This is a genomic window from Micromonospora sp. NPDC047762 (assembly GCF_043204655.1).
GTDB lineage: Bacteria > Actinomycetota > Actinomycetes > Mycobacteriales > Micromonosporaceae > Micromonospora.
In genome coordinates this window covers 120,407-146,860 of record NZ_JBIDCQ010000004.1, presented here as the reverse complement: position 1 = coordinate 146,860, position 26,454 = coordinate 120,407, and the positions used below count along the sequence as shown (strand labels likewise).

Annotated in this window: 28 protein-coding genes; 22 read left to right on the top strand and 6 right to left on the bottom strand. The window is 72.7% G+C overall.

What is annotated here, in order from left to right:
- The first annotated feature begins 7 nt into the window (after positions 1-7).
- The 7 genes from ACGF3C_RS14655 to ACGF3C_RS14625 all read left to right on the top strand — a co-directional run bounded on the left by ACGF3C_RS14655 (position 8) and on the right by ACGF3C_RS14625 (position 7,472).
- Entirely contained in the window at positions 8-1,507 is a 1,500-nt protein-coding gene (locus ACGF3C_RS14655; protein WP_357225528.1) for a potassium/proton antiporter, read from the top strand.
- A 225-nt stretch (positions 1,508-1,732) separates the two neighbouring features.
- Positions 1,733-2,152, top strand: coding sequence for a TraR/DksA C4-type zinc finger protein (locus tag ACGF3C_RS14650; protein WP_091407724.1), 420 nt, complete (start codon positions 1,733-1,735; stop codon positions 2,150-2,152).
- A gap of 64 nt (positions 2,153-2,216) precedes the next feature.
- Entirely contained in the window at positions 2,217-2,834 is a 618-nt protein-coding gene (gene lspA / locus ACGF3C_RS14645) for a signal peptidase II (protein ID WP_357202549.1), read from the top strand.
- Complete coding sequence (locus tag ACGF3C_RS14640; RefSeq protein WP_357202546.1) at positions 2,831-3,775, top strand: RluA family pseudouridine synthase; 945 nt, start codon at positions 2,831-2,833, stop codon at positions 3,773-3,775. The genes lspA and ACGF3C_RS14640 overlap by 4 nt, the downstream gene beginning before the upstream one ends.
- Before the next feature lie 42 nt (positions 3,776-3,817).
- Positions 3,818-4,849 carry a hypothetical protein gene (locus ACGF3C_RS14635; RefSeq protein ID WP_357225523.1) on the top strand — a complete coding sequence of 344 codons (1,032 nt, stop codon included), beginning with the start codon at positions 3,818-3,820 and terminating at the stop codon, positions 4,847-4,849.
- A 74-nt stretch (positions 4,850-4,923) separates the two neighbouring features.
- Complete coding sequence (locus ACGF3C_RS14630) at positions 4,924-6,585, top strand: AAA family ATPase (RefSeq protein WP_393222126.1); 1,662 nt, start codon at positions 4,924-4,926, stop codon at positions 6,583-6,585.
- A 56-nt stretch (positions 6,586-6,641) separates the two neighbouring features.
- A complete protein-coding gene (locus ACGF3C_RS14625) occupies positions 6,642-7,472 on the top strand; it encodes a DUF2567 domain-containing protein (protein ID WP_393222123.1) in 831 nt (276 codons plus the stop codon).
- Here ACGF3C_RS14625 and ACGF3C_RS14620 read toward each other — a convergent pair.
- A complete protein-coding gene (locus ACGF3C_RS14620; protein ID WP_357202537.1) occupies positions 7,387-8,094 on the bottom strand; it encodes an LON peptidase substrate-binding domain-containing protein in 708 nt (235 codons plus the stop codon). The genes ACGF3C_RS14625 and ACGF3C_RS14620 overlap by 86 nt on opposite strands.
- Positions 8,095-8,200: 106 nt before the next feature.
- Between ACGF3C_RS14620 and hisD the strand changes: the two genes are divergently transcribed.
- The 12 genes from hisD to hisF all read left to right on the top strand — a co-directional run bounded on the left by hisD (position 8,201) and on the right by hisF (position 16,411).
- On the top strand, positions 8,201-9,523 hold the full coding sequence (hisD, locus tag ACGF3C_RS14615; protein ID WP_357259618.1) for a histidinol dehydrogenase: 1,323 nt from the start codon (positions 8,201-8,203) through the stop codon (positions 9,521-9,523).
- Positions 9,520-10,593 (top strand): histidinol-phosphate transaminase, encoded by a 1,074-nt coding sequence (locus ACGF3C_RS14610; RefSeq protein WP_357231709.1) that lies wholly within the window; start codon positions 9,520-9,522, stop codon positions 10,591-10,593. The genes hisD and ACGF3C_RS14610 overlap by 4 nt, the downstream gene beginning before the upstream one ends.
- Positions 10,590-11,201 (top strand): imidazoleglycerol-phosphate dehydratase HisB, encoded by a 612-nt coding sequence (hisB, locus tag ACGF3C_RS14605; RefSeq protein ID WP_030334475.1) that lies wholly within the window; start codon positions 10,590-10,592, stop codon positions 11,199-11,201. Before ACGF3C_RS14610 ends, hisB begins: the two co-directional genes overlap by 4 nt.
- A 58-nt stretch (positions 11,202-11,259) precedes the next feature.
- On the top strand, positions 11,260-11,430 hold the full coding sequence (locus tag ACGF3C_RS14600) for a hypothetical protein (RefSeq protein ID WP_167362522.1): 171 nt from the start codon (positions 11,260-11,262) through the stop codon (positions 11,428-11,430).
- A gap of 13 nt (positions 11,431-11,443) precedes the next feature.
- On the top strand, positions 11,444-12,076 hold the full coding sequence (gene hisH / locus ACGF3C_RS14595) for an imidazole glycerol phosphate synthase subunit HisH (protein ID WP_357231706.1): 633 nt from the start codon (positions 11,444-11,446) through the stop codon (positions 12,074-12,076).
- Positions 12,077-12,112: 36 nt separating this feature from the next.
- Positions 12,113-12,436 carry a hypothetical protein gene (locus ACGF3C_RS14590; RefSeq protein WP_355007656.1) on the top strand — a complete coding sequence of 108 codons (324 nt, stop codon included), beginning with the start codon at positions 12,113-12,115 and terminating at the stop codon, positions 12,434-12,436.
- 14 nt (positions 12,437-12,450) lie between these two features.
- Complete coding sequence (priA, locus tag ACGF3C_RS14585) at positions 12,451-13,176, top strand: bifunctional 1-(5-phosphoribosyl)-5-((5-phosphoribosylamino)methylideneamino)imidazole-4-carboxamide isomerase/phosphoribosylanthranilate isomerase PriA (protein WP_357202526.1); 726 nt, start codon at positions 12,451-12,453, stop codon at positions 13,174-13,176.
- The gene (locus tag ACGF3C_RS14580) at positions 13,173-13,562 is read left to right on the top strand and encodes a RidA family protein (protein WP_357231703.1); all 390 of its coding nucleotides are present in this window, start codon (positions 13,173-13,175) and stop codon (positions 13,560-13,562) included. Before priA ends, ACGF3C_RS14580 begins: the two co-directional genes overlap by 4 nt.
- An 81-nt stretch (positions 13,563-13,643) precedes the next feature.
- Entirely contained in the window at positions 13,644-14,090 is a 447-nt protein-coding gene (locus ACGF3C_RS14575) for a MarR family winged helix-turn-helix transcriptional regulator (protein WP_357231700.1), read from the top strand.
- Between the two features lie 5 nt (positions 14,091-14,095).
- Positions 14,096-14,527 (top strand): organic hydroperoxide resistance protein, encoded by a 432-nt coding sequence (locus ACGF3C_RS14570; protein ID WP_112668570.1) that lies wholly within the window; start codon positions 14,096-14,098, stop codon positions 14,525-14,527.
- A gap of 47 nt (positions 14,528-14,574) precedes the next feature.
- Entirely contained in the window at positions 14,575-15,570 is a 996-nt protein-coding gene (locus ACGF3C_RS14565) for an NADP-dependent oxidoreductase (RefSeq protein ID WP_393222113.1), read from the top strand.
- A gap of 73 nt (positions 15,571-15,643) precedes the next feature.
- Entirely contained in the window at positions 15,644-16,411 is a 768-nt protein-coding gene (gene hisF, locus ACGF3C_RS14560; protein ID WP_112582731.1) for an imidazole glycerol phosphate synthase subunit HisF, read from the top strand.
- A gap of 5 nt (positions 16,412-16,416) precedes the next feature.
- Here hisF and ACGF3C_RS14555 read toward each other — a convergent pair whose 3' ends face one another.
- Complete coding sequence (locus tag ACGF3C_RS14555) at positions 16,417-16,878, bottom strand: hypothetical protein (protein ID WP_357196937.1); 462 nt, start codon at positions 16,876-16,878, stop codon at positions 16,417-16,419.
- A 101-nt stretch (positions 16,879-16,979) separates the two neighbouring features.
- Positions 16,980-17,681 (bottom strand): YitT family protein, encoded by a 702-nt coding sequence (locus tag ACGF3C_RS14550; RefSeq protein WP_393222110.1) that lies wholly within the window; start codon positions 17,679-17,681, stop codon positions 16,980-16,982.
- Positions 17,682-17,740: 59 nt separating this feature from the next.
- Between ACGF3C_RS14550 and ACGF3C_RS14545 the strand changes: the two genes are divergently transcribed.
- Positions 17,741-19,195, top strand: coding sequence for a PLP-dependent aminotransferase family protein (locus ACGF3C_RS14545; protein WP_393222107.1), 1,455 nt, complete (start codon positions 17,741-17,743; stop codon positions 19,193-19,195).
- A gap of 48 nt (positions 19,196-19,243) precedes the next feature.
- Complete coding sequence (locus tag ACGF3C_RS14540) at positions 19,244-20,587, top strand: low temperature requirement protein A (protein WP_357222557.1); 1,344 nt, start codon at positions 19,244-19,246, stop codon at positions 20,585-20,587.
- Positions 20,588-20,632: 45 nt separating this feature from the next.
- On the opposite strand, the gene ACGF3C_RS14535 is transcribed toward ACGF3C_RS14540, so the two are convergent.
- From ACGF3C_RS14535 to ACGF3C_RS14525, 3 genes are all read right to left on the bottom strand, one after another.
- Complete coding sequence (locus ACGF3C_RS14535; RefSeq protein ID WP_357222559.1) at positions 20,633-22,459, bottom strand: long-chain fatty acid--CoA ligase; 1,827 nt, start codon at positions 22,457-22,459, stop codon at positions 20,633-20,635.
- Positions 22,460-22,595: 136 nt separating this feature from the next.
- Complete coding sequence (locus tag ACGF3C_RS14530; protein WP_393222104.1) at positions 22,596-23,543, bottom strand: terpene synthase; 948 nt, start codon at positions 23,541-23,543, stop codon at positions 22,596-22,598.
- A gap of 127 nt (positions 23,544-23,670) precedes the next feature.
- Positions 23,671-24,300, bottom strand: a complete 630-nt coding sequence (locus ACGF3C_RS14525) for a TIGR03085 family metal-binding protein (RefSeq protein ID WP_393222101.1) — start codon at positions 24,298-24,300, stop codon at positions 23,671-23,673.
- Between the two features lie 172 nt (positions 24,301-24,472).
- On the opposite strand from ACGF3C_RS14525, the gene ACGF3C_RS14520 reads away from it, so the two are divergent.
- On the top strand, positions 24,473-26,356 hold the full coding sequence (locus ACGF3C_RS14520) for an ABC transporter ATP-binding protein (RefSeq protein WP_393222098.1): 1,884 nt from the start codon (positions 24,473-24,475) through the stop codon (positions 26,354-26,356).
- Positions 26,357-26,454: the final 98 nt, after the last annotated feature.

Sequence of the window (26,454 nt, the reverse complement as noted above, 5' to 3'; positions counted from 1 at the left end):
GGCAGCCGTGACTCCCGGTTTGGACATCGCGCTGCTGCTCGGTGCGGCAGTGCTGCTGGTCGCTGTCGGCGCGGTGCGACTCTCCACCCGGCTCGGTGTGCCCAGCCTTCTGGTCTACCTGGCTCTGGGCGTGGCGATCGGCGAGAGCGGGCTGGGCATCCGTTTCGACGACGTCGAGCTGACCCGGACCCTCGGCTTCTGCGCGCTGATCGTGATCATCGCGGAGGGCGGGCTCACCGCCCGGTGGACCACGCTGCGCCCGGTGCTCGGGCTGGCCTCCGCACTCTCCACTGTCGGCGTGGTCGTCAGCATCGTGGTGGTCGGTGTGGCCGTGCACCTGCTGCTGGGGCTGGACTGGCGGTTGGCGCTGCTCTACGGCGCGGTGCTCTCGTCCACCGACGCGGCGGCCGTCTTCGCCACTCTGCGCCGACTGCGGTTGCCGCCCCGGCTGGTGGCGACCCTGGAGGCCGAGTCGGGGATGAACGACGCCCCGGTGGTGCTGCTGGTGGTGCTGCTGTCCCACCGGGGTTTCGCGCACCCGTGGTGGTACGAGGTCGCGCTGGTCTGTTACGAGCTGGGCGCCGGTGCGGCGGTGGGCGTTGCCGCTGGCGTCGCCGGCACCTGGGCGCTGCGCCGGGCCGCGCTGCCGTCGGCCGGGCTCTACCCGATCGCCGCGGTGGGCATCACGGTGCTGGCGTACGCCGCGGGGGCCGTTCTGCACGCCTCGGGCTTCCTCGCCGTCTACGTGGCCGGGGTGTTGCTGGGCAATGCGCGCCTGTCGCACAGGCAGGCGATTCTCGGTTTCGCGGACGGGTTGGCCTGGCTCGCCCAGATCGGGTTGTTCGTGCTGCTCGGGTTGCTGGCCTCGCCGGGCCGGCTGGACGCGGCGGTGCTGCCCGCGGTGGTCGCCGGGCTGGCTCTGGTGCTCCTGGCCCGACCGTTGTCGGTGGCCGTCTCGGCGTTGCCGTTCCGGGTCGGGCTTCGGGAACAGGCGTTCCTGTCCTGGGCCGGGCTGCGCGGGGCGGTGCCGATCGTGCTGGCCACCATTCCGCTCTCCGAGCGGGTGCCCGGCGCGGAGCGGCTCTTCGATGTGGTCTTCGTGCTGGTGGTGATCTTCACGCTGGTGCAGACCGGGACGTTGGGGCCGTTCGCCCGCCGGTTGCGGGTGACCGCGCCGGCCGAGGCCGCCGAGATCCACGTGGAGACCGCGCCGCTGGAGCGGATGCGGGCGGACCTGCTCCAGGTGGAGGTGCCACCGGGCTCACGACTGGCCGGGGTGCACGTCGACGAACTGCGCCTTCCGCTGGGCGCGTCGGTGACCCTGGTGCTGCGCGACGGCGTGGGCTTCGTGCCCGCACCCGACACCCGGTTGAAGACCGGCGACAGTCTGCTGATCGTGGCGACCGCAGGGGTGCGGGACGCGGCGGAACGGCGGTTGCGGGCGGTCAGTCGGCGGGGTCGTCTGGCCCGATGGTTTGGTGAGTACGGAGATGAGGTGCCCAATTGATCTGCTAGCGTTCCCTTTGCCCCAGTTAGGCAGGGCTAGGGGCTGTTAGACGGTGCGACGGTGCGGCACGTTGTCGGACGCCTGTACGTTCCGTATTCTTGCCAACCTCGGGAGTGCGCGGCCATCGTCGCCGTGCGCCCCTTTTCGTCCATAGGGGACGCCTTTGTCGGCGCCCCCTGACCAGGCGCCGCGGACCGCGCGGTTCCCCGGCCTAGGGAGCGACCCATGGCGAAGCCATCCGACACCAGGACCGCCGGGCGCAAGCCGGTGGCGAAGGCCACCCGCAGCACGGCGGAGACCGAGAAGATCCGGGCGGCGCTGGCGGCGCGGCGGGACGAGCTTCGTGCCGAGTACGATCAGACGCTGAGTGAGATCACCGAGCTGCAGCGCGATCGGCTGACCGACTCGGCCGGGGACGACCAGGCCGACACGGGCACCAAGACGCTCGAGCGGGAGCAGGAGATCTCTCTCGCCAACAGCATTCTGGAACGGATCACGCAGGTCGAGCGCGCTCTGGAGCGCCTCGACGAGGGTGGTTACGGCTGGTGCGAACGGTGCGGCAACCCGATCCCGGTCGAGCGCCTCGCCGCCTTCCCGTCGGCCACCCTGTGTGTGACGTGCAAGCAGCTGGAGGAGCGGCGCTGAGGTCCGTTCCCCGGCGGCGATGAGACGGTGAGCGATCACCGCCAAGACTGTCGATGGGGAGCGCATGACCGCAGTACCGTCCGCCGAACCCGGCCGCACCGATCCGGGGGGCGGCACCCGCCGGCCCCGGGCCGTCGCGATTCTCGCCGGGGTCGCCCTGGTGGCCCTGCTGGCCGACCTGGTCACCAAGCACCTCGCGCTGGCCGCGCTGACCGACCGGGAGCCGGTCCGGCTGCTCGGCGGGTTCGTCTACCTGAGCCTGACCCGCAACAGCGGTGCGGCCTGGAGCATCGGCGCGGACCACACCTGGGTCTTCCCACTGATCACCATCGGTGTGGTCGGCTGGATCGTCTGGATGGCCCTGCGGCTGCGCTCGCTGCCCTGGGCGGTCTCGCTCGGCCTGGTGCTCGGTGGCGCGTTGGGCAACCTCGTCGACCGGATCTTCCGCGCGCCGTCCCCGTTCCACGGGCACGTGGTCGACATGATCAGCCTCTTCGACCCGTACGGTCAGGTCTGGCCGGTGTTCAACCTGGCGGACAGCTCGCTGGTCTGCGGCGTGCTGCTGGCCGTCCTGTTGGAGCTGACCGGCCGCCAGCGTGACGGCCGGCGGGCGGGGCGCGACGGCGACCCGGCCACGACGGACGCCGCCGCGCCGGGCACCGAGCAGCGGGAGCGGGCATGACCTCGGCGTTCGCCGCTGGCGGCGACCACCGTTCCCTTCCGGTTCCGGACGGCCTCGACGGCATGCGCCTGGACCAGGCCGTGTCCCGCCTGTTCGGGCTCTCCCGCACCGCCGCCGCGGCCCTGGTCGACGCCGGGGACGCGCTGGTCGACGGCTCCGCCCGGCCCAACTCGCACAAGGTCAAGGCCGGCTCCTGGCTGGACGTCACGCTGCCCGCCCCGGTCGCACCGCCGACGGTGGTGCCGCAGGCGGTGCCCGGCCTGCGGGTCGTCTACGCCGACGACGACATCGTCGTGGTAGACAAGCCGGTCGGGGTGGCCGCCCACCCGAGCCCCGGGTGGACCGGGCCGACGGTGATCGGCGCGCTCGCCGCGATCGGGCACCGCATCTCCACCAGTGGCGCCGCCGAACGCCAGGGCGTGGTGCACCGGCTCGATGTGGGCACCACCGGGATCATGGTGGTGGCCAAGAGCGAGCAGGCGTACACGGCGTTGAAGCGGGCCTTCAAGTACCGCGAGGTCGACAAGGGCTACCACGCGGTGGTGCAGGGTCACCTGGACCCGCTGCGGGGCACCGTCGACGCGCCGATCGACCGGCACCCCACGCACGACTACCGCTGGGCTGTGGTGTCCGGCGGCAAGCCGAGCATCACCCACTACGACACCCTGGAGGCGTTCCCGGCGGCGAGTCTGGTCGACGTCCGGCTGGAGACCGGCCGGACCCACCAGATCCGGGTGCACTTCTCCACCCTGCGGCACCCCTGTGTGGGTGACCTCACCTACGGCGCCGATCCCACCCTCTCGGCCCGTCTCGGCCTGGCCCGACAGTGGCTGCACGCCCGCGAACTGAGCTTTGTGCACCCCCGAACGGGGGACGAGGTCCGGTTCGTCAGCGACTACCCTGACGACCTGGAACGTGCGCTTCAGATCCTGCGTGACTGAGCGGCGACCGCCCGACACCGTTTCACAGAGGGGATCCCGCCCGTGCGCGCCGGCAACCTGCTGCGGCAGCTGGACCAGCGGTTGCTGCCGCCGCTGACCCGGGCGGTGGCCCGGCTGGGCGACCGGTCGGCGCGCTCCGGCGTGCTCAGTTGGGCCGCGGTGCTCTCCGCGGCGGCGGTGTTGGGCACCGCCGTCTGGGCCGTCGACGACAGCCCGGTCGGCGACCGGACTGTCGGGGAGGTCACCCGGGTCGGCGTTGCCGACGGCGACTCCGTCCCCGGCTACCTGCGGTCCGCCGCGGCCGACCTGGCGGCGCTGCCCGCGTCCGCCCCGGCCGCCGAGGGCGGGACGTACGCGCTGGTCACGCTCGACGCGTACCTGCCTCCGCAGCGGCTGGCGACGGTGCTCGGCGACGTGGGGGTCTCCACCGTCTTCGGGCGGGTTCCGCTGCCCGGCCGGCAGACCGAGATCGTCAAGATCCCCGCGCTGCGGGTGCCCGACGACGTGGTCGCCGGCATGGAGCAGGTGGCGGCCCGCAAGGAGACCGAGGCCGCCGACTACCGGGCCAGGGCCGCCGCCGTCGACGGCGACGGGGTTGGCGAGCGGGAGTTGCGGGAGCAGTACGCCAGCGGCGCCGAGGTGTCCGCCGCCGAGGCGGCCGCGTACCGCACCGGCTGCGCCTGCGTCTACGCGGCGGTGGTTCGCGCGACGCCGGTGGCGCTGCGCGGTGTGGCGGCCCGGCCGGACGTACGGGCGGTCGACCCCGCCCCCGAGGTCTACCGGCTGGACCGGACGGTTTTCACGCCACCCCTGCCGGAGCAGCGTGACGTGGTGCGCCCGCCGGCCGACACGGGGCCGAGCCCCGTACCGACCCGGTCCGAACGGCCAGCGCCGATGATCAGCGCCCCGGCGCCGTCGGCCTCCGTGGGCGAATCGTCGGAACCCGCACCAGTCGTGACGATTCCGTCACCCGAACCGTCGACGCCGGAGCCCACCGAGCCGACGCCGCCGAGTGTCACCACCTCGCCGGACACCACCCTCGCCGAGCCGTTGACGCCATCGCCGTCGTCGTGATCTGCGCCGGCTGGTGTGCGCTCTGAGGTGTGGTCCGAATAGGGTTGGGTTCGTAGCCTGTCAGACAGAGATCGATGGCGCTGGGAGGGCGGGCCGTGGAGGGCAGTGAGACCGGCTGGGGCCGGCCGGCCGAACCAGCGCCGCGGTGGCGCGCGTTGTTGGACCGTGCCCGGCTGGGCGGTCGCGGCGCGGAGCAGACCGAGCCGGAGCGGCGTGGCGAGGAACCGCCGCCGGACCCGCTGCCACGGCGTGCGGCCCCCAACGGCTACGCCGGGCGGGCACCTGCCATCGGGCATCCGGCCGACCTGTCGTACGGCGCGGAGCCTGCTTACCGGGCCGAGGCGACCTACCGGGTCGACCCCGCGTACCGGGCCGAGCCGGACTACCGGGCCGAGCCCGCGTACCGGGCCGAGCCGGACTATCGAGCGGAGCCGGCGTACCGGACCGAGCCGGACTACCGCGCTGAGCCGGGTTATCGGGCCGAGCCGGGCTACCGCGCCGAGCCGGACTACCGCGCGACGCCCGGCTACCGGGCCGAGCCGGACTACCGGGTGGACCCGGCTTATCGGGCCGAGCCGGGTTATCGGGCCGAGCCGGACTACCGGGCCGAGCCGGCGTACCGGGCCGAGCCCGAGCCGCCGGCACGCGGCCCCGACCCGGTCCCGTCGCGCTACGCGTTGCTGGACAACGGCTACCGCCCGGGCGACCCGCCGGTGGAATCGCGGTACGCCCTGCTGGAGACCGGCTACCAGCCGGAGACCGGCTACCCGGCCGCCCCGCCACCGCCCCCGCCGGTCGCCCCGCCGCCCCCGCCCCCGCCGCCGGTCGCCGTGCCCGTCCCGCCACCACCCGCCCCGGCGGTCGGCTCGGCGGTCGCCGAACGTGCCTACCCGGCCCGGGTCGAATGGCGCCCACCGGCCGTCGACCAGGAGCAGGAGCGCGCCAACGCGGTGCTCCAACGGGACCTCGGCACGCCCCGGGTGTTCGCCTTCGCCAACCCCAAGGGTGGAGTGCACAAGACGACCGCCACCGTGCTCGCCGCGGCGACGGTCGGCAGTGTCCGCGGCAAGGGCGTGCTGGCCTGGGACGACAACGAGTTGCGCGGCACCCTCGGCCTGCGCGCCGGCAGCGCCCGGCACGCCCGCACGATCCGGCACCTGATCAGCGACCTGGCCCAGATCGAGATCCTGGAGGGCGCGACCCTGCTGGACCGGCTGGACGACTACCTGCGGCACGCCTCCGACGGCTCGTACGACGTGCTGGCCGGCGAGGAGAGCCCGCGCTTCGCCCAGCGACTGGACCAGTTCACCGTCCGACGGGTGCTGGAGCTGCTGCGGCGCACTCACGACGTGGTCTGCGTCGACACCGGCAACAACGTGGAGAGCCCCAACTGGCGCACTGTGATGCAGGCCGCCGACCAGCTGGTGGTGACCACAGTGCCCCGGGAGGACGCCGCGTTCAGCGCGGACTGGATGCTCGACCTGCTGCACGAGGAGGGCATGGGCGAGTTGGCGGACAACGCGATCACCCTCATCTCCTGCCCGACCCCGGGTCGCTCGACGCTCCAGGACGACCTGGAGCGGCACTTCGCCACCCGTACCAGGGGCGTGGCCGTCGTACCGTACGACCCGGCTCTGGAGACCGGGTCGTCGATCGAGTACCACCAGCTCCAGCCGGAGACCCGGCAGGCGTGGCTGCGGGCCGCCGCGATGATGGTGGAGCCGTTCGCCCGGTGAGCTGGTCTGCCGCCACCGGAGCCCCGGCCGGGCACCGGGCCTGAGAGGATCATCGGGTGAGCCCGGACAACCCCGACCGTGAGCGGCCCGTCGACGAGCCCGACCAACCCCCGTCACCCCGTACGCCGGACGCGACACCGCCGGAGGTCGACCCGTCGGCCGGGACAGCGCCGGGCGAGTTCGGTCCGGGTCACCTGCCGCCCTCGGCGGCGTACGGGAGCTCGCTGGAGCTGCGGTTCGACGAACCGCGTCGTCCGCTGCGTGCCCTGGCGACGGTGCTGGGCGCCGTGCTCGCGCTCGCCGCGCTGGGTGTTCCGCTCGGGCTGCTCTGGGCCGCTCTCGCGCCGGACACCCCGGTGCTCAAGACCGCCGAGGGGGCGATCTACGCCGAGCCGCAACCGGAGCAGCCGATCGCCGCCGACGGCTGGTTCAGCCTGCTCGGGCTCGCCTTCGGGCTGCTCGTGGCACTCGCCCTGTGGTTCGTGCTGCGACGGCGGCGCGGCCCGGTCGGGTTGCTCGCCGCGGTGCTCGGCACCCTGGTCGCCGCGCCGGTGGCCTGGCAGGTGGGACGGCGGATCGGTCTGGCCACGTTCGAACGGCTGCTGGCGACCGCCCCGGCCGGGCAGGCCTTCAGCAAACCCGCCGACCTGCGTGCCGGTGGCGTGGACTGGCTGCTCGGCGTGCTGCCGGTGCCGCACGGCAACCTGCTGCTGCCGGCGTTCGGGGCCGCGGTCATGTATACACTGCTGGCCGGCTGGTCGCGGTGGCCGGGTCTACGCCCCGAGCCCGAGCCGGGGAAGTTCAGTTGGGTGTCGGCGGGGACGCCAGCTCCGACAGCGGCACCGGAACCGCCCGCACCTGACGCAGCAGAGCCGCCTCGCGGTTGAGCAACCGCAGCTCGGCGCGGAGCCGGGACGCGGTGTCGTCGATCGCCAGCAGCCGTTGCCGGTCGTCGACGGTGAGCGCCGCGGTCGCCGCCACCAGGTGCGAGAGCACAGTCGGGTCCTCCGGCAACTGCTCGGAGATCTCCTCCGGGTCGGACCGGATCAGGCCGAGGTACTGCCGGAACACCGCGATCACCCGGGCGGCCAGCAGATCGGCCACCTCGTCCGGGCCGCCCGGGTCGGGCAGCCACTCGACGTCGGCGGTCAGGTAGGGCTCGGCGCTGTCGTCGACCTCGGCGATCCGGAAACGACGCCGACCGACGGTGACGATGTCGAAGCCACCGTCGGTCAATTCGGTCACCTGACGCAGCTCGGCGGTGCAGCCCACCTCGTGCAGCGTCACCTCGCCGACGCCCGACGTGGCCGGGGCACCGGCGGGACCGGCGGGCGCGACCTCCCAGCCGGCCTGGATGGCCACCACGCCGAACTCGCGCGGGGCACCGTCGGGCAGGCCGACCAGGTGTCGGACCAGCGCCCGGTAGCGCTCCTCGAAGATGTGCAGCGGCAGCACCAACCCGGGAAAGAGCACCGTTGCGAGCGGGAACACCGGCAGCCGTGCGGTCACATGGTCGAGCCTAACCAATCTCGCCCGCGGTGGCGTGGCCCGGCTCACCGTCCCGGCGTACGGGCGGCTCGGGTGGGCGTCGGGCCGGCCGCCTAGACTCGCAAGGGTGCTGAATCGGATCGACCTGCGCGACGGTCTCGGTGACCCGCGCCGCCTGCTGCCCCGTGCCCAGCTCGACGTGTCCGTCGCCGTCGAGCGCATCCGTCCTCTGGTGGAGGCGGTCCGTGAGCATGGGTACCCGGCGATCCGGGAAGCGAGCGAACGATTCGACGGCATCTCCCCGGAGGTGCTGCGGGTGCCGGTCGAGGCGATCACCGAGGCCGAGGGGGTGCTCGACCCGGCGGTGCGTGCCGCGCTGCTGGAGTCCATCGCCCGGGCCCGCCGGGTGCACGCCGACCAGCGGCGCACCGATCACGTCACCCAGGTGGTGCCCGGCGGCACTGTCACCGAGAGGTGGCTGCCGGTCGACCGCGTCGGCCTCTACGTGCCCGGTGGCCTGGCGATGTACCCGTCGACGGTGGTGATGAACGTGGTGCCCGCCCAGGCGGCCGGGGTGCGCTCGCTGGTGGTGGTCAGCCCGCCGCAGAAGGACAACGGCGGCCTGCCCGATCCCCGGGTGCTCGCCGCGTGCGCGCTGCTCGGCGTCGACGAGGTGTACGCCGTGGGCGGGGCCCAGGCGGTGGCGATGCTGGCGTACGGCGCGGCGGTGGACCCGGCCGGTGAGCTGCGGTGCGACCCCGTCGACCTGATCACCGGCCCCGGCAACATCTGGGTGACCGCCGCCAAGCGGCTGCTGCGCGGCGTGGTCGGCATCGACGCCGAGGCCGGGCCGACCGAGATCGCTATCCTGGCCGACGACACCGCCGACCCGGCGCACGTGGCCGCCGACCTGATCAGTCAGGCCGAGCACGACCCGCTCGCCGCGAGCGTGCTGGTCACCCCGTCGGTGGCGCTGGTCGAGGCGGTCGAGGCGGAGCTGGCCCGGCAGGTGCCGGCGACCAAGCACACCGAGCGGGTCACCACGGCGCTGACCGGTGAGCAGAGCGGCGTGGTCCTGGTCGACGACCTTGAGGCTGGGCTGCGGGTGGTCGACGCGTACGCGGCCGAGCACCTGGAGATCCAGACGGTCGACGCCCGGGAGTGGGCGCTGCGGGTCCGCAACGCCGGGGCGATCTTCGTGGGCGCCTGGTCGCCGGTGTCGCTCGGCGACTACTGCGCCGGCTCCAACCACGTGCTGCCCACCGGCGGCTGCGCCCGGCACTCTTCCGGTCTGTCCGTGCAGTCCTTCCTGCGCGGTGTGCACCTGATCGAGTACACCGAGGCCGCGCTGCGCGACGTGGCCCCGCACGTGGTCACCCTGGCCAACGTGGAGGACCTGCCCGCGCACGGCCAGGCGGTCCAGGCCCGTTTCCCGGGAGGGTCGGCGTGACCAGTCTGAGCGATCTTCCGATCCGCGACGACCTGCGGGGGCTGTCGCCGTACGGGGCGCCTCAGTTGGACGTGCCGGTGCGGCTCAACACCAACGAGAATTCCCACCCGGTTCCGGAGCCGGTGGTCGAGGCGATCGGCAAGGCGCTCGCGGCCGAGCTGCGCGAGCTGAACCGCTACCCGGATCGGGACGCGGTGGCGCTCCGCGCCGACCTGGCCGACTATCTCGGGCACGGGCTCACCGTCGAGCAGGTGTGGGCGGCGAACGGCTCCAACGAGATCCAGCAGCAGCTGCTCCAGGCGTTCGGGGGGCCGGGGCGCACCGCGCTCGGCTTCGTTCCGGCGTACTCGATGCACCCGCTGCTGGCCCTCGGCACCGGCACCCGGTGGGTGCCCGCCGCGCGCGGCGTCGACTTCGGGTTGACCGCCGAGGAGGCGGTCGCCCAGGTCCGGGAGCACCAGCCGGACGTGGTCTTCCTCTGCTCGCCGAACAACCCCACCGGCACCGCACTGGACCCGGCGGTGATCGCCGCGGTGCTCGACGTCGCGCCCGGCATGGTGGTCGTGGACGAGGCGTACGCCGAGTTCGCCCGGCCCGGGACGGTCAGCGCCCTCGCGGTGCTGCCCGGCCACCCGCGGCTGGTGGTCACCCGGACGATGAGCAAGGCGTTCGGCTTCGCCGGTGGCCGGCTGGGCTACCTGGCCGCCGACCCGGCGGTGGTGCGGGCGGTGCAGCTCGTCCGTCTGCCGTACCATCTCTCCGCGCTCACCCAGGCCGCCGCACGCGCGGCGGTGGCGCACCGCGGCGCCCTGCTCGGTACGGTGAGCGCGATCATGGCGCAGCGGGACCGTATCGTGGCGACGCTGCGCGAGCGGGGGTTGCGGGTCGCCGACAGCGACGCCAACTTCGTGCTCTTCGAGGTGGGCGGCGACCAGACCGTCGTCTGGAACGCCCTGCTGGCACAGGGGGTGCTGGTCCGTGACGTCGGCCTGCCCGGCTGGCTGCGGGTGACCGCCGGCACCGCCGCCGAGACCGACGCCTTCCTTTCTGCAATGGAGACTTCGCAATGAGTCGGACCGCCCGGGTGGAACGGATCACCAAGGAGACCAAGGTCCTCGTCGAGATCGATCTCGACGGCACCGGTGCCGCCGAGATCAGCACCGGCGTCGGCTTCTACGACCACATGCTGCACCAGATCGCCCGGCACGGCGGCTTCGACCTGACCGTGCGCACGGTGGGTGACCTGGAGATCGACGCGCACCACACGATCGAGGACACCGCGCTGGCGCTGGGTGCGGCGTTCGACCAGGCGCTGGGCGACAAGGCCGGCATCCGGCGGTACGGCTCGGCCACGGTGCCGATGGACGAGGTGCTGGTCCGGGCCGCCGTGGACCTCTCCGGTCGTCCGTACGTGGTGCACGACGAGCCGGTGCTCGCCCCGTACATCGGGCCGGTGTACGCGACCAGCATGACCCGGCACATCTGGGAGTCCTTCGGTCAGGCGGCCCGGGTCACGCTGCACGTCGACGTGCTGCGGGCGGCCCGTCCGGGTGGTCACCCGGACGCGCACCACGTGGTGGAGGCGCAGTTCAAGGCGGTCTCCCGCGCGTTGCGCGAGGCCACCTCGATCGACCCGCGTTCCGCCGGAGCGATTCCGAGCACGAAGGGCGCGCTCTGATGAGCGCGAGGAGTGCAGCGCAGCGGAGCCCCGCAGTCGCGAATGGAAGGTGGCTCTGATGGGTGCCGCGTTGCCGACGTTGCTGCTGATCCTGGCCGGGGTGCTGGTGGGCGGCACCTGGTCGCTCTACCGGCAGGGCGCGCCGAAGGCCGCCGTGTTGATCACCGCGGCGCTCGCGGTGCTCGCCACTGTCGCCGGGGTGCTGCGGCTGCTGCCGGAGAACGGGTGATCGGGGTGACGACATGAGTGACGTGGTGGTGCTCGACTACGGCTCGGGCAACCTGCGCTCGGCGGAGCGGGCGCTGGCCGCCGCCGGAGCGGACGTCCGGGTGACCGACGACCTGTCCGCGGCGGCTGCCGCCGACGGTCTGGTGGTGCCGGGGGTGGGCGCGTACGCGGCGTGCATGGCGGGGATCGAGGCGCTGGGCGCCGGTCCGGTGATCGCCGAACGGGTGGCTGCCGGCCGGCCGGTGCTGGGCATCTGCGTGGGCATGCAGGTGCTCTTCGAGCACGGTGACGAGCATGGCGTGGTGACCAAGGGGCTGGGGCTGCTGCCCGGCGGGGTGACCCGGTTGGCCGCCGCCCGGTTGCCGCACATGGGCTGGAACACGGTCCGGGCTCCGCGGGAGTCGGTGCTGTTCGCCGGCTTGACGGAGCAGAGCCGGTTCTACTTCGTCCACTCGTACGCGATGGGCGACCCGGCGGCGTTGGCCGCTGCCGGTGCCACTGTGACCACCGCCCACCACGACACGGATTTCGTCGCCGCGGTGGAGCGTGGCTCGTTGTCGGCGGCCCAGTTCCACCCGGAGAAGTCCGCCGACACCGGTGCCGCGCTGCTGCGCAACTGGCTCGCCACGTTGCCCAGCGGTGACTGAGCGCCGTCGCGCGGTGCCCGAGCAACGGGCGTCGCGGTGAGCCGGGAGCGCGCCCGCCGACGGGCGGAGCGGGAGGCGGAGCAGGCCCGGGAACGGGCGGTCCGGCAGCGTCAGGTCGCCCGCCGGCAGCGCCGTCGCGCGGTGGTCCGCAGTTTGACGCCGCGGCTGCGGCGGGGTCGCTCCGGCCGGCTGGCCCGGCACACTAGGGGTGAGCGGGCCGCGATCGTGCTGCTCACCGGCGCGGCGTTGCTCCTGATCTGGACGTTTGTCGACAACCTGGCGCTGCGTATCGCGCTGATCGCGCTCTTGCTGCTCGTACTGCCGGCGATCGTGGTGATCGCCCTGGACCGTCGTACCTGATCGAGGAGAAGACCTTGAGCCTCACCCTGTTACCCGCCGTGGATGTCGCTGACGGCCGGGCCGTCCGGCTCGTGCAGGGCGCCGTCGGAAGCGAGAGCATCTACGGCGACCCGTTGGACGCGGCGTTGGCCTGGCAGCAGGACGGCGCGGAGTGGATCCACCTGGTCGACCTGGACGCGGCGTTCGGTCGGGGCACCAACGCGCACCTGCTCGCGGAGGTGGTGCGCCAGTTGGATGTGAAGGTGGAGCTCTCCGGGGGCATCCGTGATGACGAGTCGCTGCGTGCGGCGCTGGGCACCGGAGCGGCCCGGGTGAATATCGGGACCGCCGCCCTGGAGGACCCGGTCTGGTGTGACCGGGTGGTCGCGGAGTACGGCGACCGGGTGGCCATCGGGCTGGATGTGCGGGGCAACACCCTGTCGGCGCGGGGTTGGACCCGCGACGGTGGTGACCTGTACGAGGTGCTGGAGCGGTTGGACAAGGCGGGCGCCAGTCGTTACGTGGTCACCGACATCACCAAGGACGGGACGATGCGCGGGCCGAACCTGGATCTGCTGCGCGAGGTGTGTGCCCGTACGGACCGGCCGGTGATCGCCTCGGGTGGGGTGTCCACCCTGGACGACCTGCGGGCGTTGGCGACCCTGGAGTCGGCCGGGGTGGAGGGCGTGATCGCGGGCAAGGCGCTCTACGCGGGTGCCTTCACTGTGGCCGAGGCGCTGCGGACGCTGGCCGAGGCGTGACGACGATCAGGCTGGGGTCGGGCGGCCCGTGGGAGCAGCGCTACGGGTACTCCCGGGTGGTCCGGGCCGGTGAGCGGGCCTGGACGGCGGGTTGCACGGCGACAGTGGACGGCCGGGTGGTGCACGTCGGTGACGCGGCCGCGCAGACCGCGCAGGCGCTGCGGATCGGGTTGGCCGCGCTCGCCGAGGTGGGTGCGGAGCCGGGCGATGTGGTCCGGACCCGGATGTACGTGACGGACCGGCTGCACGCCGACGAGGTGGGCCGGGCGCACAACGCTGTCTTCGGCGCGGTCCGGCCGGCCGCCACCCTGGTGGTGGTGGCCGGTCTGCTGGACCCGGAGCACCTGGTCGAGGTGGAGTTGGAGGCGTACCTCGGCGATCGCTGAGGTGACCGTCCTCGCGGCCCGCCGGGTGATCCCGCGGCCCAATAAGTTGTGCACAACTTAATTGTGCGCTACGGTTCAGTGGTGACGGATGACCTGGTGCTGCGCCGGCAGGTGTGCTTCGCGCTCTACGCCGCGTCGCGCGCACTGACCGACGTCTACCGGCCGATCCTCGACGAGGTCGGGTTGACCTACCCGCAGTACCTGGTGCTGCTGGTGCTCTGGGAGCGTCCCGACGACGCCCCGACGGTGTCCGAGTTGGGCGCCGAGCTGCGGCTGGACTCCGGCACGCTCTCCCCGCTGCTCAAGCGGCTGGAGGGGGCGGGCCTGGTGGTGCGGCGGCGGTCGGCCCGCGACGAGCGGCGGGTCGAGGTGGGCCTCACCGAGCAGGGCCGGGCGCTGCGCGAGCGGGTCTGCGATGTCCCGCTGCGGATCGCGCAGGCCACCGGGCTGGGCCTCGGCGAGCTCGTCGCGCTGCGCGACACCCTCACCCGGGTCACCGACACCATCCACCGACAGAAGGAGCAGTGACCACCATGCAGGTTGTCTACACCGCGTCCGCGACCGCCACCGGCGACGGCCGGGACGGCCACGTCGAGACCTCCGACGGCACGTTCGCACTCGACCTGGCAGTGCCGAAGGAGATGGGCGGCGCGGGTGGCGCGGCCAACCCCGAGCAGCTCTTCGCCGCCGGTTACGCGGCCTGCTTCCACAGCGCGCTGCGGCTGGTGGCCCGCCGGGCCAAGGCCGACGTGACCGGTTCCGTGGTCGGCGCCGAGGTGGGCATCGGCCCGAACGGCAGCGGCGGCTTCGGGCTCACCGTGCAGCTCGTCGTCGACCTGCCCGCCGCGCCCCGCGAGGTCGCCGAGCAGATCGTCGAGCAGGCCCACCAGGTCTGCCCGTACTCCAACGCCACCCGTGGCAACGTCGACGTCACCCTCACCGTCCGCGAGACCCTGTCCGCGTGACCTCGCGGCCCCAGGCCCCCATCCGCGGACGAGAGGACGACCACCCCGTGACCAGCAACCGCGAGATCCACCTGGCCGGCCGCCCCCAGGGCTGGCCCACCGAAGACACCTTCCGGCTCGTCGAGACCGAGGTGCCGACGCCCGGACCGGGCCAGATCGTGGTCCGCAACCAGTACATGTCCGTCGACCCGTACATGCGCGGACGGATGAACGACGTCAAGTCGTACGTGCCGCCGTTCGCGCTCGACGCGCCACTCGACGGTGCCGCGATCGGTGAGGTGGTGGCCAGCGAGGCGGCGGACGTCGCCGTCGGAACCACAGTCCTGCACGGGCTGGGCTGGCGGGAGTACGCGCTGCTCGACGCCGCCGCGGCCCGCCCCGTCGACCCGAGCATCGCCCCGGTGAGCGCGTACCTGAGCGTGCTCGGCATGACCGGGTTGACCGCGTACGCCGGCCTGCTGGAGGTGGCCGCGATGAAGCCCGGCGAGACTGTCTTCGTCTCCGCCGCGGCCGGCGCGGTGGGCAGCCTGGTCGGCCAGATCGCCAGGCTCAAGGGCGCCGGCCGGGTGATCGGCAGTGCCGGCTCGCCAGCCAAGGTCGAACGGCTGCGGGCACTGGGCTTCGACGCCGCCTTCGACTACCACGACGGGGTCCGCGAGTCGCTGCGGGAGGCCGCCCCGGACGGCGTCGACGTCTACTTCGACAACGTCGGCGGTGACCACCTGGAGGCCGCGATCTCGGCCATGAACCTGCACGGTCGGGCCGCCATCTGCGGCATGATCGGGCAGTACAACGCCACCGAGCCGCCGGCCGCACCGCGCAACCTGGCGCTGGTCATCGGCAAGCGGCTCACCCTGCGCGGCTTCCTGGTCAACGACCACAACGACGTGCGGGCGGCGTTCGTGCGCGACGTCTCGGGTTGGCTGCACGACGGCACGCTGTCCTACGACGAGACGATCGTGGACGGCATCGAGAACGCCCCGGCGGCGTTCCTCGGCCTGCTGCGCGGCGACAACCTCGGCAAGATGCTCGTCCGCGTGTGACGCAGACCTCTCCCACGGCGGTCGACCCGATCGGGTCGACCGCCGTGGCGCGTGCGGAGGATAGGCTCGCGGCATGACGGTGGCGGTACGGGTGATCCCCTGTCTCGACGTGGACGCCGGGCGGGTGGTCAAGGGGGTCAACTTCCTGGACCTGCGTGACGCCGGCGACCCGGTGGAGCTGGCCGCCGCGTACGACCGGGCCGGCGCGGACGAGTTGACCTTCCTCGACGTCACGGCGTCCTCCAGCGACCGGGGCACCATGCTCGACGTGGTGCGCCGCACCGCCGAGTCGGTGTTCATCCCGCTGACCGTCGGCGGCGGGGTCCGGCAGGTCGCCGACGTGGACACGCTGCTGCGCGCCGGTGCGGACAAGGTCGGCGTGAACACCGCCGCCATCGCCCGTCCGGAGCTGATCGCCGAGATCGCCGACCGGTTCGGCCGGCAGGTGCTCGTGCTCTCCCTCGACGTGCGGCGGTCGCCGAACGGCGGCACGCCCAGCGGCTTCGAGGTCACCACCCACGGGGGTCGGCGTGGCACCGGCATCGACGCCGTGTGGTGGGCGCACCGGGGCGCCGAGTTGGGCGCGGGGGAGATCCTGCTCAACTCGATGGACGCCGACGGCACCAAGGCGGGCTTCGATCTGGAGCTGATCGCCGCGGTGCGCGCGGTGGTGGACGTGCCGGTGGTGGCCAGTGGGGGCGCCGGTGAGGTGGCCCACTTTCCGCCGGCGATCGGCGCCGGCGCGGACGCGGTGCTCGCCGCCAGCGTCTTCCACTTCGGAGAGCTGACCGTCGCCGAGGTCAAGGACGCGCTGCGCCTCGGCGGCCACCCGGTGCGCTGAGCAGCTCAGCGCTCGCCGGAGTGCCCCTCCGGTGACCGACGCGGGGTGGGAATCGAACGGACCGCGTACTCCTGGACGGCGGCCGCGTGGTCGGCCTCGTCCAGGATCCAGTCCGCGCTGCCGGGCGCGTGCCGGCGGGTCAACACACCCTGCACGGTGTCCACTGTGGTCGCCACACCCGCACGCGGGCGGGTACGCCACAGCTGCTCACCCTCGGCGGTGATCCGGAACCAGCCGTCGGCCACGCTGACCAGCCCGGCGCCGACCAGCCGCTGGACCGCGGCCTCCACCTCGTGTCGCTGCGGAATCGCATGGTTGAGGTGGTCGGCTGTGGAGAGCACGTCGGTCAGGCGGACGCCCTCCGGCCGCCGGCTTGTCGCCGACCGACGGTGCCGTCCGGCGCCGCTCGCGATGACGAGCGACACGAAGATCCAGGCGTCGTTCCAGCGCCAACCGTTCTCCCCCATGCACAGATGATGACGGCGCGCGTCGCGGAAGGGAACACCCACCCGGGAACCGGTGCGCGGTACCACCGCCACGTACCGGTTCGCGGACGGTCGGTGAGGGTTCAGCCGGCCGGGGCGGCCGGCGCGGAGTTGCCCGGCGCGGAGTTGCCCGGCGCGGAGTTGCCCGGCGGGGGCGCGGCAGTGACCGGTGCGGCGGCCTCCGGCACGGCGAACAGCGGAATGAAGAACTGGGCCAACGGACCGATGGCCAGTGCGTACGCGACGGTCCCCGGACCGACGGTGCCGCCGAGCAGCCAGCCCAGCGCCAGCACGGTGACCTCGATGACGGTGCGCACCAGTCGGATCGACAGGCCGGGTCGGCGGGCCACGTACCCGGTCATCAGACCGTCGCGGGGGCCGGGCCCCAACCGGGCGCCGAGGTAGAGAGCGGTGGCGGCGCCGTTGGCGACGATTCCGCTGACCAGCATCGCGATCCGGACGCCGAGCGGCCCGCCCGCGGGCAGCAGGATCAGTGTGGCGTCCACGACCAGGCCGATCACCACGACGTTGCTGACCGTGCCGAGGCCGGGGCGCTGCCGCAGCGGGATCCAGAGCAGCAGGACCAGCGCACCGACGGCGATGGTGACAGTGCCGAAGGAGAGCCCGGTCCGCTTGGAGAGCCCCTGGTGGAACACGTCCCACGGGTCGAGGCCCAGGCCGGAGCGGATCATCAGGGCCATGCTGACGCCGTAGACAGTGAGCCCGAGGTAGAGCTGGACCAACCGTCGAACCGGCCGGTGCCGCAGATTGCCAAGCAGTGCCATGCGTGCCACCCTAGGTGCCAATCCTCGTCGAGGAAGATGCCAATATTCGAGGAGTGGCTATGAGCGGGCAGGTGCGCGGCGTCCAATTGGCCCGTCTGCTCGGTCAGTGGCATGCCCTGCCGGGCCGCCGCCGCAGCCCCGACTACGCCGCGCTGGCCGGCTCGGTGCGCGGGCTCCTCGCCGACGGCCGGCTGCCGCTGGGCGTCCGCCTCCCGGCCGAACGGGAGCTGGCCGAGGCGCTGCGGATCAGCCGGACCACGGTGACCGCCGCCTACCGGCAGCTACGCGAGACCGGGCACCTGGCCAGCCGACGGGGCGCCGGCAGTTGGACGATGCTGCCCGGCAACCACCGGGTGGCCAGCACCGGCCTGTGGACCCCGCTGGACGACCGGGAGATGCTCGACCTCGGTGTCGCCGCGCTGGCCGCACCGCCGCAACTGCTCTCGGCCGCGCGGGCCGCCGCCGAGGACCTGCCCCGCTACCTGAGCGGGGCCGGTTACCACCCGACCGGCGTCATCGAGCTGCGCGAGGCGGTGGCCGACGCGTACACCGCCCGGGGTCTGCCCACCTCGCCCGACCAGATCATGGTCACCAGCGGCACCCAGCACGCACTGGATCTGGTGCTGCGGCTCGCCCTGACCCCGGGCGGCACCGTGCTGGTCGAGTCTCCGACCTACCCCAACGCCCTCGCCGCCCTGGCCGGCCGTCGAGCCCGGATCAGCACCCACGGGCTGGCCGCCGACGCCGGTTGGGAGCCTGACCTGCTGCTGGGCAGTCTCCGACAGACCCGGCCCAAGCTCGCCTACCTGATTCCCGAGTTCCAGAACCCGACTGGTCACCTGATGCCCGCCTCGCTGCGCGAGCGCGTGGTGGCCGCCGCGCACGCGGTCGGCACCGATCTGATCATCGACGAGTCCTTCGTGGACCTGTCGATGGACGGCACCGAGGTGCCACCCCCGGTCGCCACCTACGACCGGCACAGCCGGGTGATCAGCATCGGCGGGATGAGCAAGCCCTACTGGGGCGGCCTGCGGATCGGCTGGGTGCGCGCGTCCGCGCCGCAGGTGCAGCGGCTGGCCGCCGTGCGGGTCGGGGTCGACATGGCCAGCCCGGTGTTGGACCAACTGGTCGCGGTGCACCTGCTCGCCCACGCCGAGGCCATCGTCGCCGACCGCCGCGTCCAGTTGGCCGTCCAGCGGGACGCCCTGCTCGGCGCGCTGGCGCACCAACTGCCGGAGTGGCGGGTCACCGTGCCGCGGGGTGGCGTGACGCTGTGGGCCGAGTTGGACGGCCCGGTCTCGAGCGCGCTGGCCCGGGCCGCGGAGGAGGTCGGCGTACGGCTGGCCCCCGGCCCCCGGTTCGGCCTGGACGGCACCCTGGAGCGCTTCCTGCGGCTGCCCTTCACCCTGCCCGCCGCGGACCTCGTGGAGGCCGTCGGGCGTCTCGCGGCGATCCGCTACGACCTGGACCGGGCCGGCCGCCAGCGGTGGCGGGAGCCCGCCGTCATCGCCTGAGCCAGCGCCGAACCACCAGCGGCATCCGCCGGCACCATTATGCCGGGAATGCGTCATCCGCCCCAGCTCGGCTGCCAGACTCCCCTGGTGGGCCAGGACAGCGGGACACGCAGGGTCCGCCGCAGTGCGCCGGGCTCGCGGGCGACCCCGCTGGAACTCTTCTACGACCTGGTCTTCGTCTTCGCGTTCCTGCATGTCACCACGGCCACCGCCGGCAATCCGACCGCTCAAGGCCTGGTCCAGTGCCTGGTGCTGCTGGCCCTGCTCTGGTGGTGCTGGTCCGCGTTCGCCCTGCTGGGCAACCTGATCCGTACCGACCAGGGGATCGTCCCGGCGGTCGGCTTCGTCACCATCGCCGCCGCCTTCGTGCTGGCGCTGAGTCTGCCGAAGGCCTTCGTCGACCGTCCCGGTGGGCTGTTCGGTCCGCTGGTCTTCGCGACCTGCTACTTCCTCGTCCGGGTGAGCGAGAGCGCGATCTTCCTGTGGATCGGCCGCCGGAACCGCGACGTGCGTCGACGCTGGCAGCTGCTCGCCCTGCCGGCGGTCGTGGCCACGGCCCTCATCGTGGTCGCCGGGCTGCTGCCGCAGCGGCTCTTCGACGGAACAGCCGAGTCGGTGGCCCGCCTGCTGTGCTGGCTCGCGGCCCTCGGCGTGGAGTACGGGGCCGGCCTCGCGCTGCGGGGCACCGGGTGGACAGTGCTCTCCGCCGGGCACTGGGCGGAGCGGCACGGTCAGATCGTCCTGATCGCCCTCGGCGAGGCCATCATCGCACTCGGGTTCAGTCCCAGCGAAACCGCTGGTCTACCGCTGACCTGGCCGGTGCTGATCGCCGCGGTGCTCGGCATCGCGGTGGCCGCCGCGATGTGGTGGGCGTACTTCGACACCCTGGCGCTCGGCATGGAACAGACCCTGCACCGCACCCGCGACCCGGACGCGCGCGCCATCCTGGCCCGGAACGCCTACAGCTACCTGCACCTGCCGGTCATCGCCGGCGTCATCCTGTTCGCGCTCGGGCTCAAGGGGCTGATCCACGAAGGCGCCGATCCCACCACACCGAGCTGGGGCGTTCCGCTGCCGAGCTTCGACCTGCTGGCGCTCTACGGTGGGGTCGCGCTCTACCTGCTCGCGCTCATCGTGCTCGGCCGGCGGATGCTCGGCGCCCCCCGCTGGCCCACGATCGGCGGGATCCTGCTGCTGATTGCGCTGGTGCCGGCTGCCGGGTCGCTACCCGAGCTGACCGCCCTGGCCATGTTGGCCCTCGCCACGGCGGTGGCGGTGGCGGCGCAGACGGTTGTCGACTCCCGGCGCCGGGCCGGGGTCCGGCAGATGGCGTTCGAGGAGCAGCTCGCCGCGGAGGAGGAGCACACGAGGTGGCGGGGTCACCACCTGTGAGGATCCCGTGCCGGCTTCCTCGCCGGCACGGGACCCTCGGTCGGCTCAGAGTTCGGCGAGGGTGCCGGCGTACATCTTGTCGATCTCGGTGGCGAAGTTGCTCTCCACCCCACGCCGCTTGATCTTCAACGACGGGGTGATCTCGCCGTCCTCGATCGTCAGGTCGCGCGGGAGGATGGCCACCTTCTTGATGGTCTCCCAGCGGTTGAGCTTGGAGTTGAGCTGGGCGACGTACTCCTCGACCATCGTCTGGGCCTCAGCCGACGCGACGATCTCGGTGTAGCTGCGCCCCTCCAGCGGGCCGCCGGCGACCCAGCCCCGGATGGCGTCCGGGTCCAGGGTGACGAGCATCGTGCAGAAGTTGCGGGCCTGACCCACGACGACTGCCTGCGAGGTGTACGGGCAGATGGCCTTGAACATGCCCTCGATGTGCGACGGTGCGATGTACTTGCCGCCCGAGGTCTTGACCAGGTCCTTCTTGCGGTCGGTGATGCGGAGGTAGCCCTGCTCGTCCAGCGTCCCGATGTCACCGGTACGGAAGAAGCCGTCCTCGGTGAACGAGGCGGCGGTCTCCTCCGGCAGGTTGTGGTAGCCGCGCATCACCGGCCGACCCCGCACCAGGATCTCCCCGTCGGTGTCGATCTTGCACTCCAGGTCGCCCATGGCCCGGCCCACGGTGCCGATCCGCAGCCCGGCCGGCGGGTTGACGAAGTTGCCCGCGCTGGTCTCGGTCAGGCCGTAGCCCTCGGAGATCGGCAGGTTCGCGGCGGCGAAGAAGGTGGCGATCTCCGGGCTGAGCGGCGCGGCACCGGACACCAGCACCCGCATCCGGCCGCCCAGACGGGCCTGGAGCTTGCTGAACACCAGCTTCTCGGCCAGCCCGTAGCGCACCTTCAACCCGGCCGGCACCGGCTTGCCGGCCTGCTCCAGGGCGATCTTCTCCTTGCCGACGCCGACGGCCCAGCCGAAGATCTTCGCCTTCGCGCCGCCGGCGCCCTGCGCGGTGGTCACCGCCTTGTTGTAGACCTTCTCGAACACCCGGGGAGCGCCGCACATCAGCGTCGGGCGGATGACCGAGAGAAGCTCGACCAGTTTGTCCACCCGCCCGTCGACGTAGGTGGGGAGGCCGACGTGGATGGCGCCGCAGAGCAGGGTCTTGCCGAACGAGTGGGCCAGCGGCAGCCACAGGTACTGCAGGTCGTCGTCGCGCAGCAGCCCGACCTCCGCCTGCGCCACCGCCTCCCAGCACCAGCCGCCGTGCAGCAGCTCGACGCCCTTGGGCTGGCCGGTGGTGCCGGAGGTGTAGATCAAGGTGGCCAGGTGGTCCGGGCCGATGCCGGCCACCAGCATGTCGATCAGCTCCGGCTCGGCGGCCAGCGCCTGGGTGCCGCGCTCCTCCAAATCGGCGAGCGTCAACTGCGCGACAGCGGCGTCCGGGTCGACGGCACCGTCGAGAAGCACCACGTGGGTGAGCGCGGGCAGGGTCGCCCCGGCGATCTTCGCCGCCTGGGCCGGGTTCTCCGCGAACAGCACCTTCGACCCGGAGTCGGCGATGATGTACGTCGCGTCGGCCGGCTCGGTGGTCGGGTAGACGGTGGTGGTCGCGCCGCCGGCACACATGATGCCGAGGTCGGCGATCACCCACTCCAGCCGGGTGTTGGCGAGGATCGCGACCGGGTCCTCCTGGCCGACGCCCAGGCCGTGCAGGCCGGCGGCGACCGCCTTGGCGCGCTGGCCGACCTGAGCCCAGGTCAGCCAGGCAGGCCCCGAGTCGTCGGGGTTCGGGGACGCGAACGCGTGCCGGTCGGGGGTGGCCGCCACGCGCTTGAGGAACATGTCCGGGATGGAGCGGTACGGTACATCGAGAGCCATCGCTGTAGCCGCCTTCGGGGTGGTGGCGTGACGGTCGTCACGTCATGATGGTTACCGAACAGTATTGCCTGTCACCGTGCATCGGCTAGCCCTGGTGAACGTCCGGCCGGCCCATCTCACCAACCGGTACGGCCGATCAGGCGTACCGGGCAGCCACCACTGACCAGTCGTAGGTGGCCCGGACCCAGTTGCGCCGAGCGGCCAGGGCGTCGCGGATCCCGTCCTCGTCGGTGGTCCGCAGCGCCTCCTCCGCGTCCAGGTACGTCGCCAAACCCTGGTTGAACCGGTGTGCCGCACTTCGGAGCGCCGTCACCTCGTCCGCGTCGCTGTCCTGGGCGAGCACCGTGACGAGGTTGTGCGCGTCCGGGCCGGCCTGGCTCTCCTTGCCGTAGGAGAAGAGGTCGTTGCACCAGCAGACCAGGTCCACCGCCAGCAGGTCCAGGGCAACCAGCCCCGGGTTGGCGCGCTGGGTCGGCCCGGTGGGGCGCGTCGACGCCAGGTCGGTCAGGGTGAGGCAGGGATGCACGCCCCCGATGTGCCGGCGTAGCTGCACGTACTCCGCCACCTCGGGTACCCGCCGACGCTCCCGGTTGCCAGCCTCCCAGAGCAGCGCCAACAGGTACTCGCGCATCTGGCTGACGAAGCGCAGCAGCAGCCCAGCGTGATCGTGCAGTCGGGTTCGACGGCAGAGGTCGTGCAGCGCGTCACCCAGTGGCCCGACGGCGGGCGGTGCGACGTACGGGTCACCGCACCGGTCCAGCACGTCGAGCAGTGTGCTGATCGCCGGGCCCAGTCGGACCGGGTCGGCACCGAGGCCGTCCTCGTCGCAGGCGTCGTCCATGACGAAGAGCCAGCTGATCAGGTCAGTCAGCAGCCGCAGGCCCTCCACCGAGCCGTCCAGGCAGGCACGGCCGGCCAGTCCGGCGGCGTCGGCCCGTTCCAGGCGGTGCGCCCGTTGGCTGGAATCGACCAGCCCGAACGTCCGCGCCCAGTCGATGCTCTCGCCCGCTACCTGGTCGGTGGCCTCGTGGCGTCCCGTCGGAAACGGGGGTTCCCGCAGCGCCGAGATCGCGAAGTCCCGCACAGTGAGCCCCCACTCCGTGCCGCCCGGCGCGGAGCGGCGCGGTGAAGCGTACGGGAGGAAGTATCTGCATGTTTCGCTGGGTGTGGGAAACTCCACAGTCGCTTGGTGACCGTTTACGTACAGATAGTCACATTCCCAGGTCGGCGGACCGCAGTCGCCGAGCCACCTCCGCCGAGCCGTTCAGCTGGACCCGGGCCACCCGTTGCCGGCCGGAGAAGAACAGCACCAGCTCGGCCGGGGCCCCGACCAGGCGCAGTGGCTCCCCACCGCGACCGAGGGAGACCTCGCCGTGGCCGGGCGCCTGCACGTAGAGGTCCGCCGGAAAGCGCCGTAGTGCCAGCCGGGCCATCGGGGCCGCGCGTTTCCAGAGAGCGCCCTGCAGGCCGGTGGACAGATCGCGGGGCTGCCACCCGGAGCCGGCCCGCCGGACGTCCTCGTGATGGATGAAGAACTCCATCGTGTTGGCCACCTCGTCGGTCAGCGGGTTGCTGACCGGGCTCCACAGCGGCGGTCGGCGCACCTGTGCCACCAACTCGGCGTAGGGCCGTGCGGCGAGTCGTCGACGGACCCGCTCGGAATAGCCGCGCAGCGGCGGCAGCACGATCCCACCCGCCGCGTCCGGACGGCGCTCCCGCAGCACCAGATGCGCGGCGAGGTCGCGGGTCACCCAGCCCTCGTTGACAGTAGGGGCGTCCGGCCCGAGGGCCAGGAGAAGATCGGCCAGCGCTTCGCGCTCGGCTCGGGCGTACCGCGGCATGGCCCGATCGTAGGCCCGGTGGTCCGTCCGCGCGCGGCGGCGGACGCCGGTCGGCACCTGCGGCACGCCGCCGTCCGGTACGTGATGGTCGACATATGCAGTCAGGGTCGGCGGCACTGGCCCCGAGCGGTAAGGATGAGGGAGATAATTGCGGCTTACGGCGGGGGAGAGCGTGGCGAGCAAGACAAGTCGGGACGTTCTCAGTCGAGGGCTGGGCGTCCTGCGGCAGGCGATCCGTGAGCAGCCGCGGATCTTTTCGGTGGCGGTCGTCGGCAGCGTGCTCTTCGGCGGGATGATCATTGTCAGCGCCCGGGTCGTCGGGTCGGTCATCGGTGAGGTGGCGCTGCCGGCCATCGAACGCGGCGAGGTGGGCGCCGGCACCCTGGCGCTTGCCGCGGCCGCGTTGTTCGGGATCAGCGTGCTGCGGGTGGCGGGCATCTTCGGCCGCCGGCTCGGCGCCGGCTACATGCAGTACCGCCTCCAGGCCTCCTACCGCCGCAGGGTGACCCGTCGGTACCTGGAGCTGCCGCTGTCCTGGCACCACCGCAACTCCACCGGCACCCTGCTGTCCAACGCCAACTCCGACGTGGAGGCGGCCTGGTATCCGATCGCGCCGCTGCCGTTCGCCGTCGGCACGTTGGTGATGCTGGTCGGCGCGATCGTGTCGCTCTTCGCCACCGACTGGGCGCTCGCCCTGGTCGGGCTCGCGGTCTTCCCCGCCCTGTTCGCGCTCAACGTCGTCTACTCCCGCCGGATGGCCCCGCGGCAGGCCCGGGCGCAGCGCCTGCGCGCCGAGGTCAGCGGCATCGCCCACGAGAGCTTCGACGGTGCCCTGGTGGTCAAGACGATGGGCCGCGAGGCCCAGGAGACCGCCCGGTTCGCGGGCCGCGCCGGCGAGCTGCGTGACTCGCTGATCGCGGTCGGCCGGCTGCGCGGCATCTTCGACCCGCTGCTGGAGACGCTGCCCAGCCTCGGCACCCTGGCCGTACTGGTGGTCGGGGCGTTCCGGTTGCGCCAGGGCGCGATCAGCGTGACCGAGCTGGTCAGCGTGGCCTTCCTCTTCACCGTGCTGGCCTTTCCGGTGCGGGCCATCGGTTGGGTGCTGGCCGAGCTGCCGCGCAGCGTCGCCGGCTGGGACCGGGTGCGCCGGGTGCTCGACGCGACCGGCGAGATGCCGTACGGGCAGCGGGTGCTCGACCCGGACGGCGCCGGCCCGGCCACCCTCACCTTCACCGACGTGCACTACTCCTACCCGCCGGCCGAAGCGCACCCGCCCGGCGCGCAGGTCCTCGGCGAGGTCGGCTTCACGGTGCCGTCCGGTCGCACGGTGGCCCTGGTGGGGCCCACCGGCGCCGGCAAGTCCACCATCGCCTCGCTGGCGGTGCGTCTCGTCGACCCGGACTCCGGCACCGTCAGCCTGGACGGCGTGGACGTGCGCGAGCTGACCTCCGCGTCGTTGGCCGGCACTGTGGCACTGGTCGCCCAGGTGCCCTTCATCTTCGACGACACCGTCCGCGCCAACATCGCCCTCGACCGTGCCGGTGTCGACGACGAGGTGGTCTGGGCGGCGCTGCGGCTGGCCGAGGCGGACGGTTTCGTCGCCGCGCTGCCCGACGGTCTGGACACCATGGTCGGCGAGCGGGGCACCTCGCTCTCCGGCGGTCAGCGGCAGCGGCTCACCCTGGCCCGCGCGCTGGCCGGTCGACCGCGCCTGCTGGTGCTCGACGACGCGACGAGCGCTGTCGACCCTCGAGTGGAGGCGGCGATCCTGGCGGGGCTGCGGTCCTCGACCACGCAGCCGGGGGTTCCCGCCGCGTCGATCCTGGTGGTGGCGTACCGCCGGGCCACCATCGCGCTCGCCGACGAGGTCATCTACGTGGAACAGGGACGGGTGGTCGCCCGGGGCACCCACAGCGAGTTGTTGGCCACCGTGCCCGGCTACGTCGACCTGGTCACCGCCTACGAGCAGGCCGAGGTGGAGCGGACACAGGAAAGTTCCTACGGCGACGACGTGGCGCCGCTGCCGTCGGGCCTGGAGATCGAGGTGGACCGGTGAGCGCGAGGAGTGCGGCGAAGCGGAGCCCCGCAGTCGCGAACGAAAGGCGTGCCCGGTGAGCGCGAGGAGTGCAGCGAAGCGGAGCCCCGCAGTCGCGA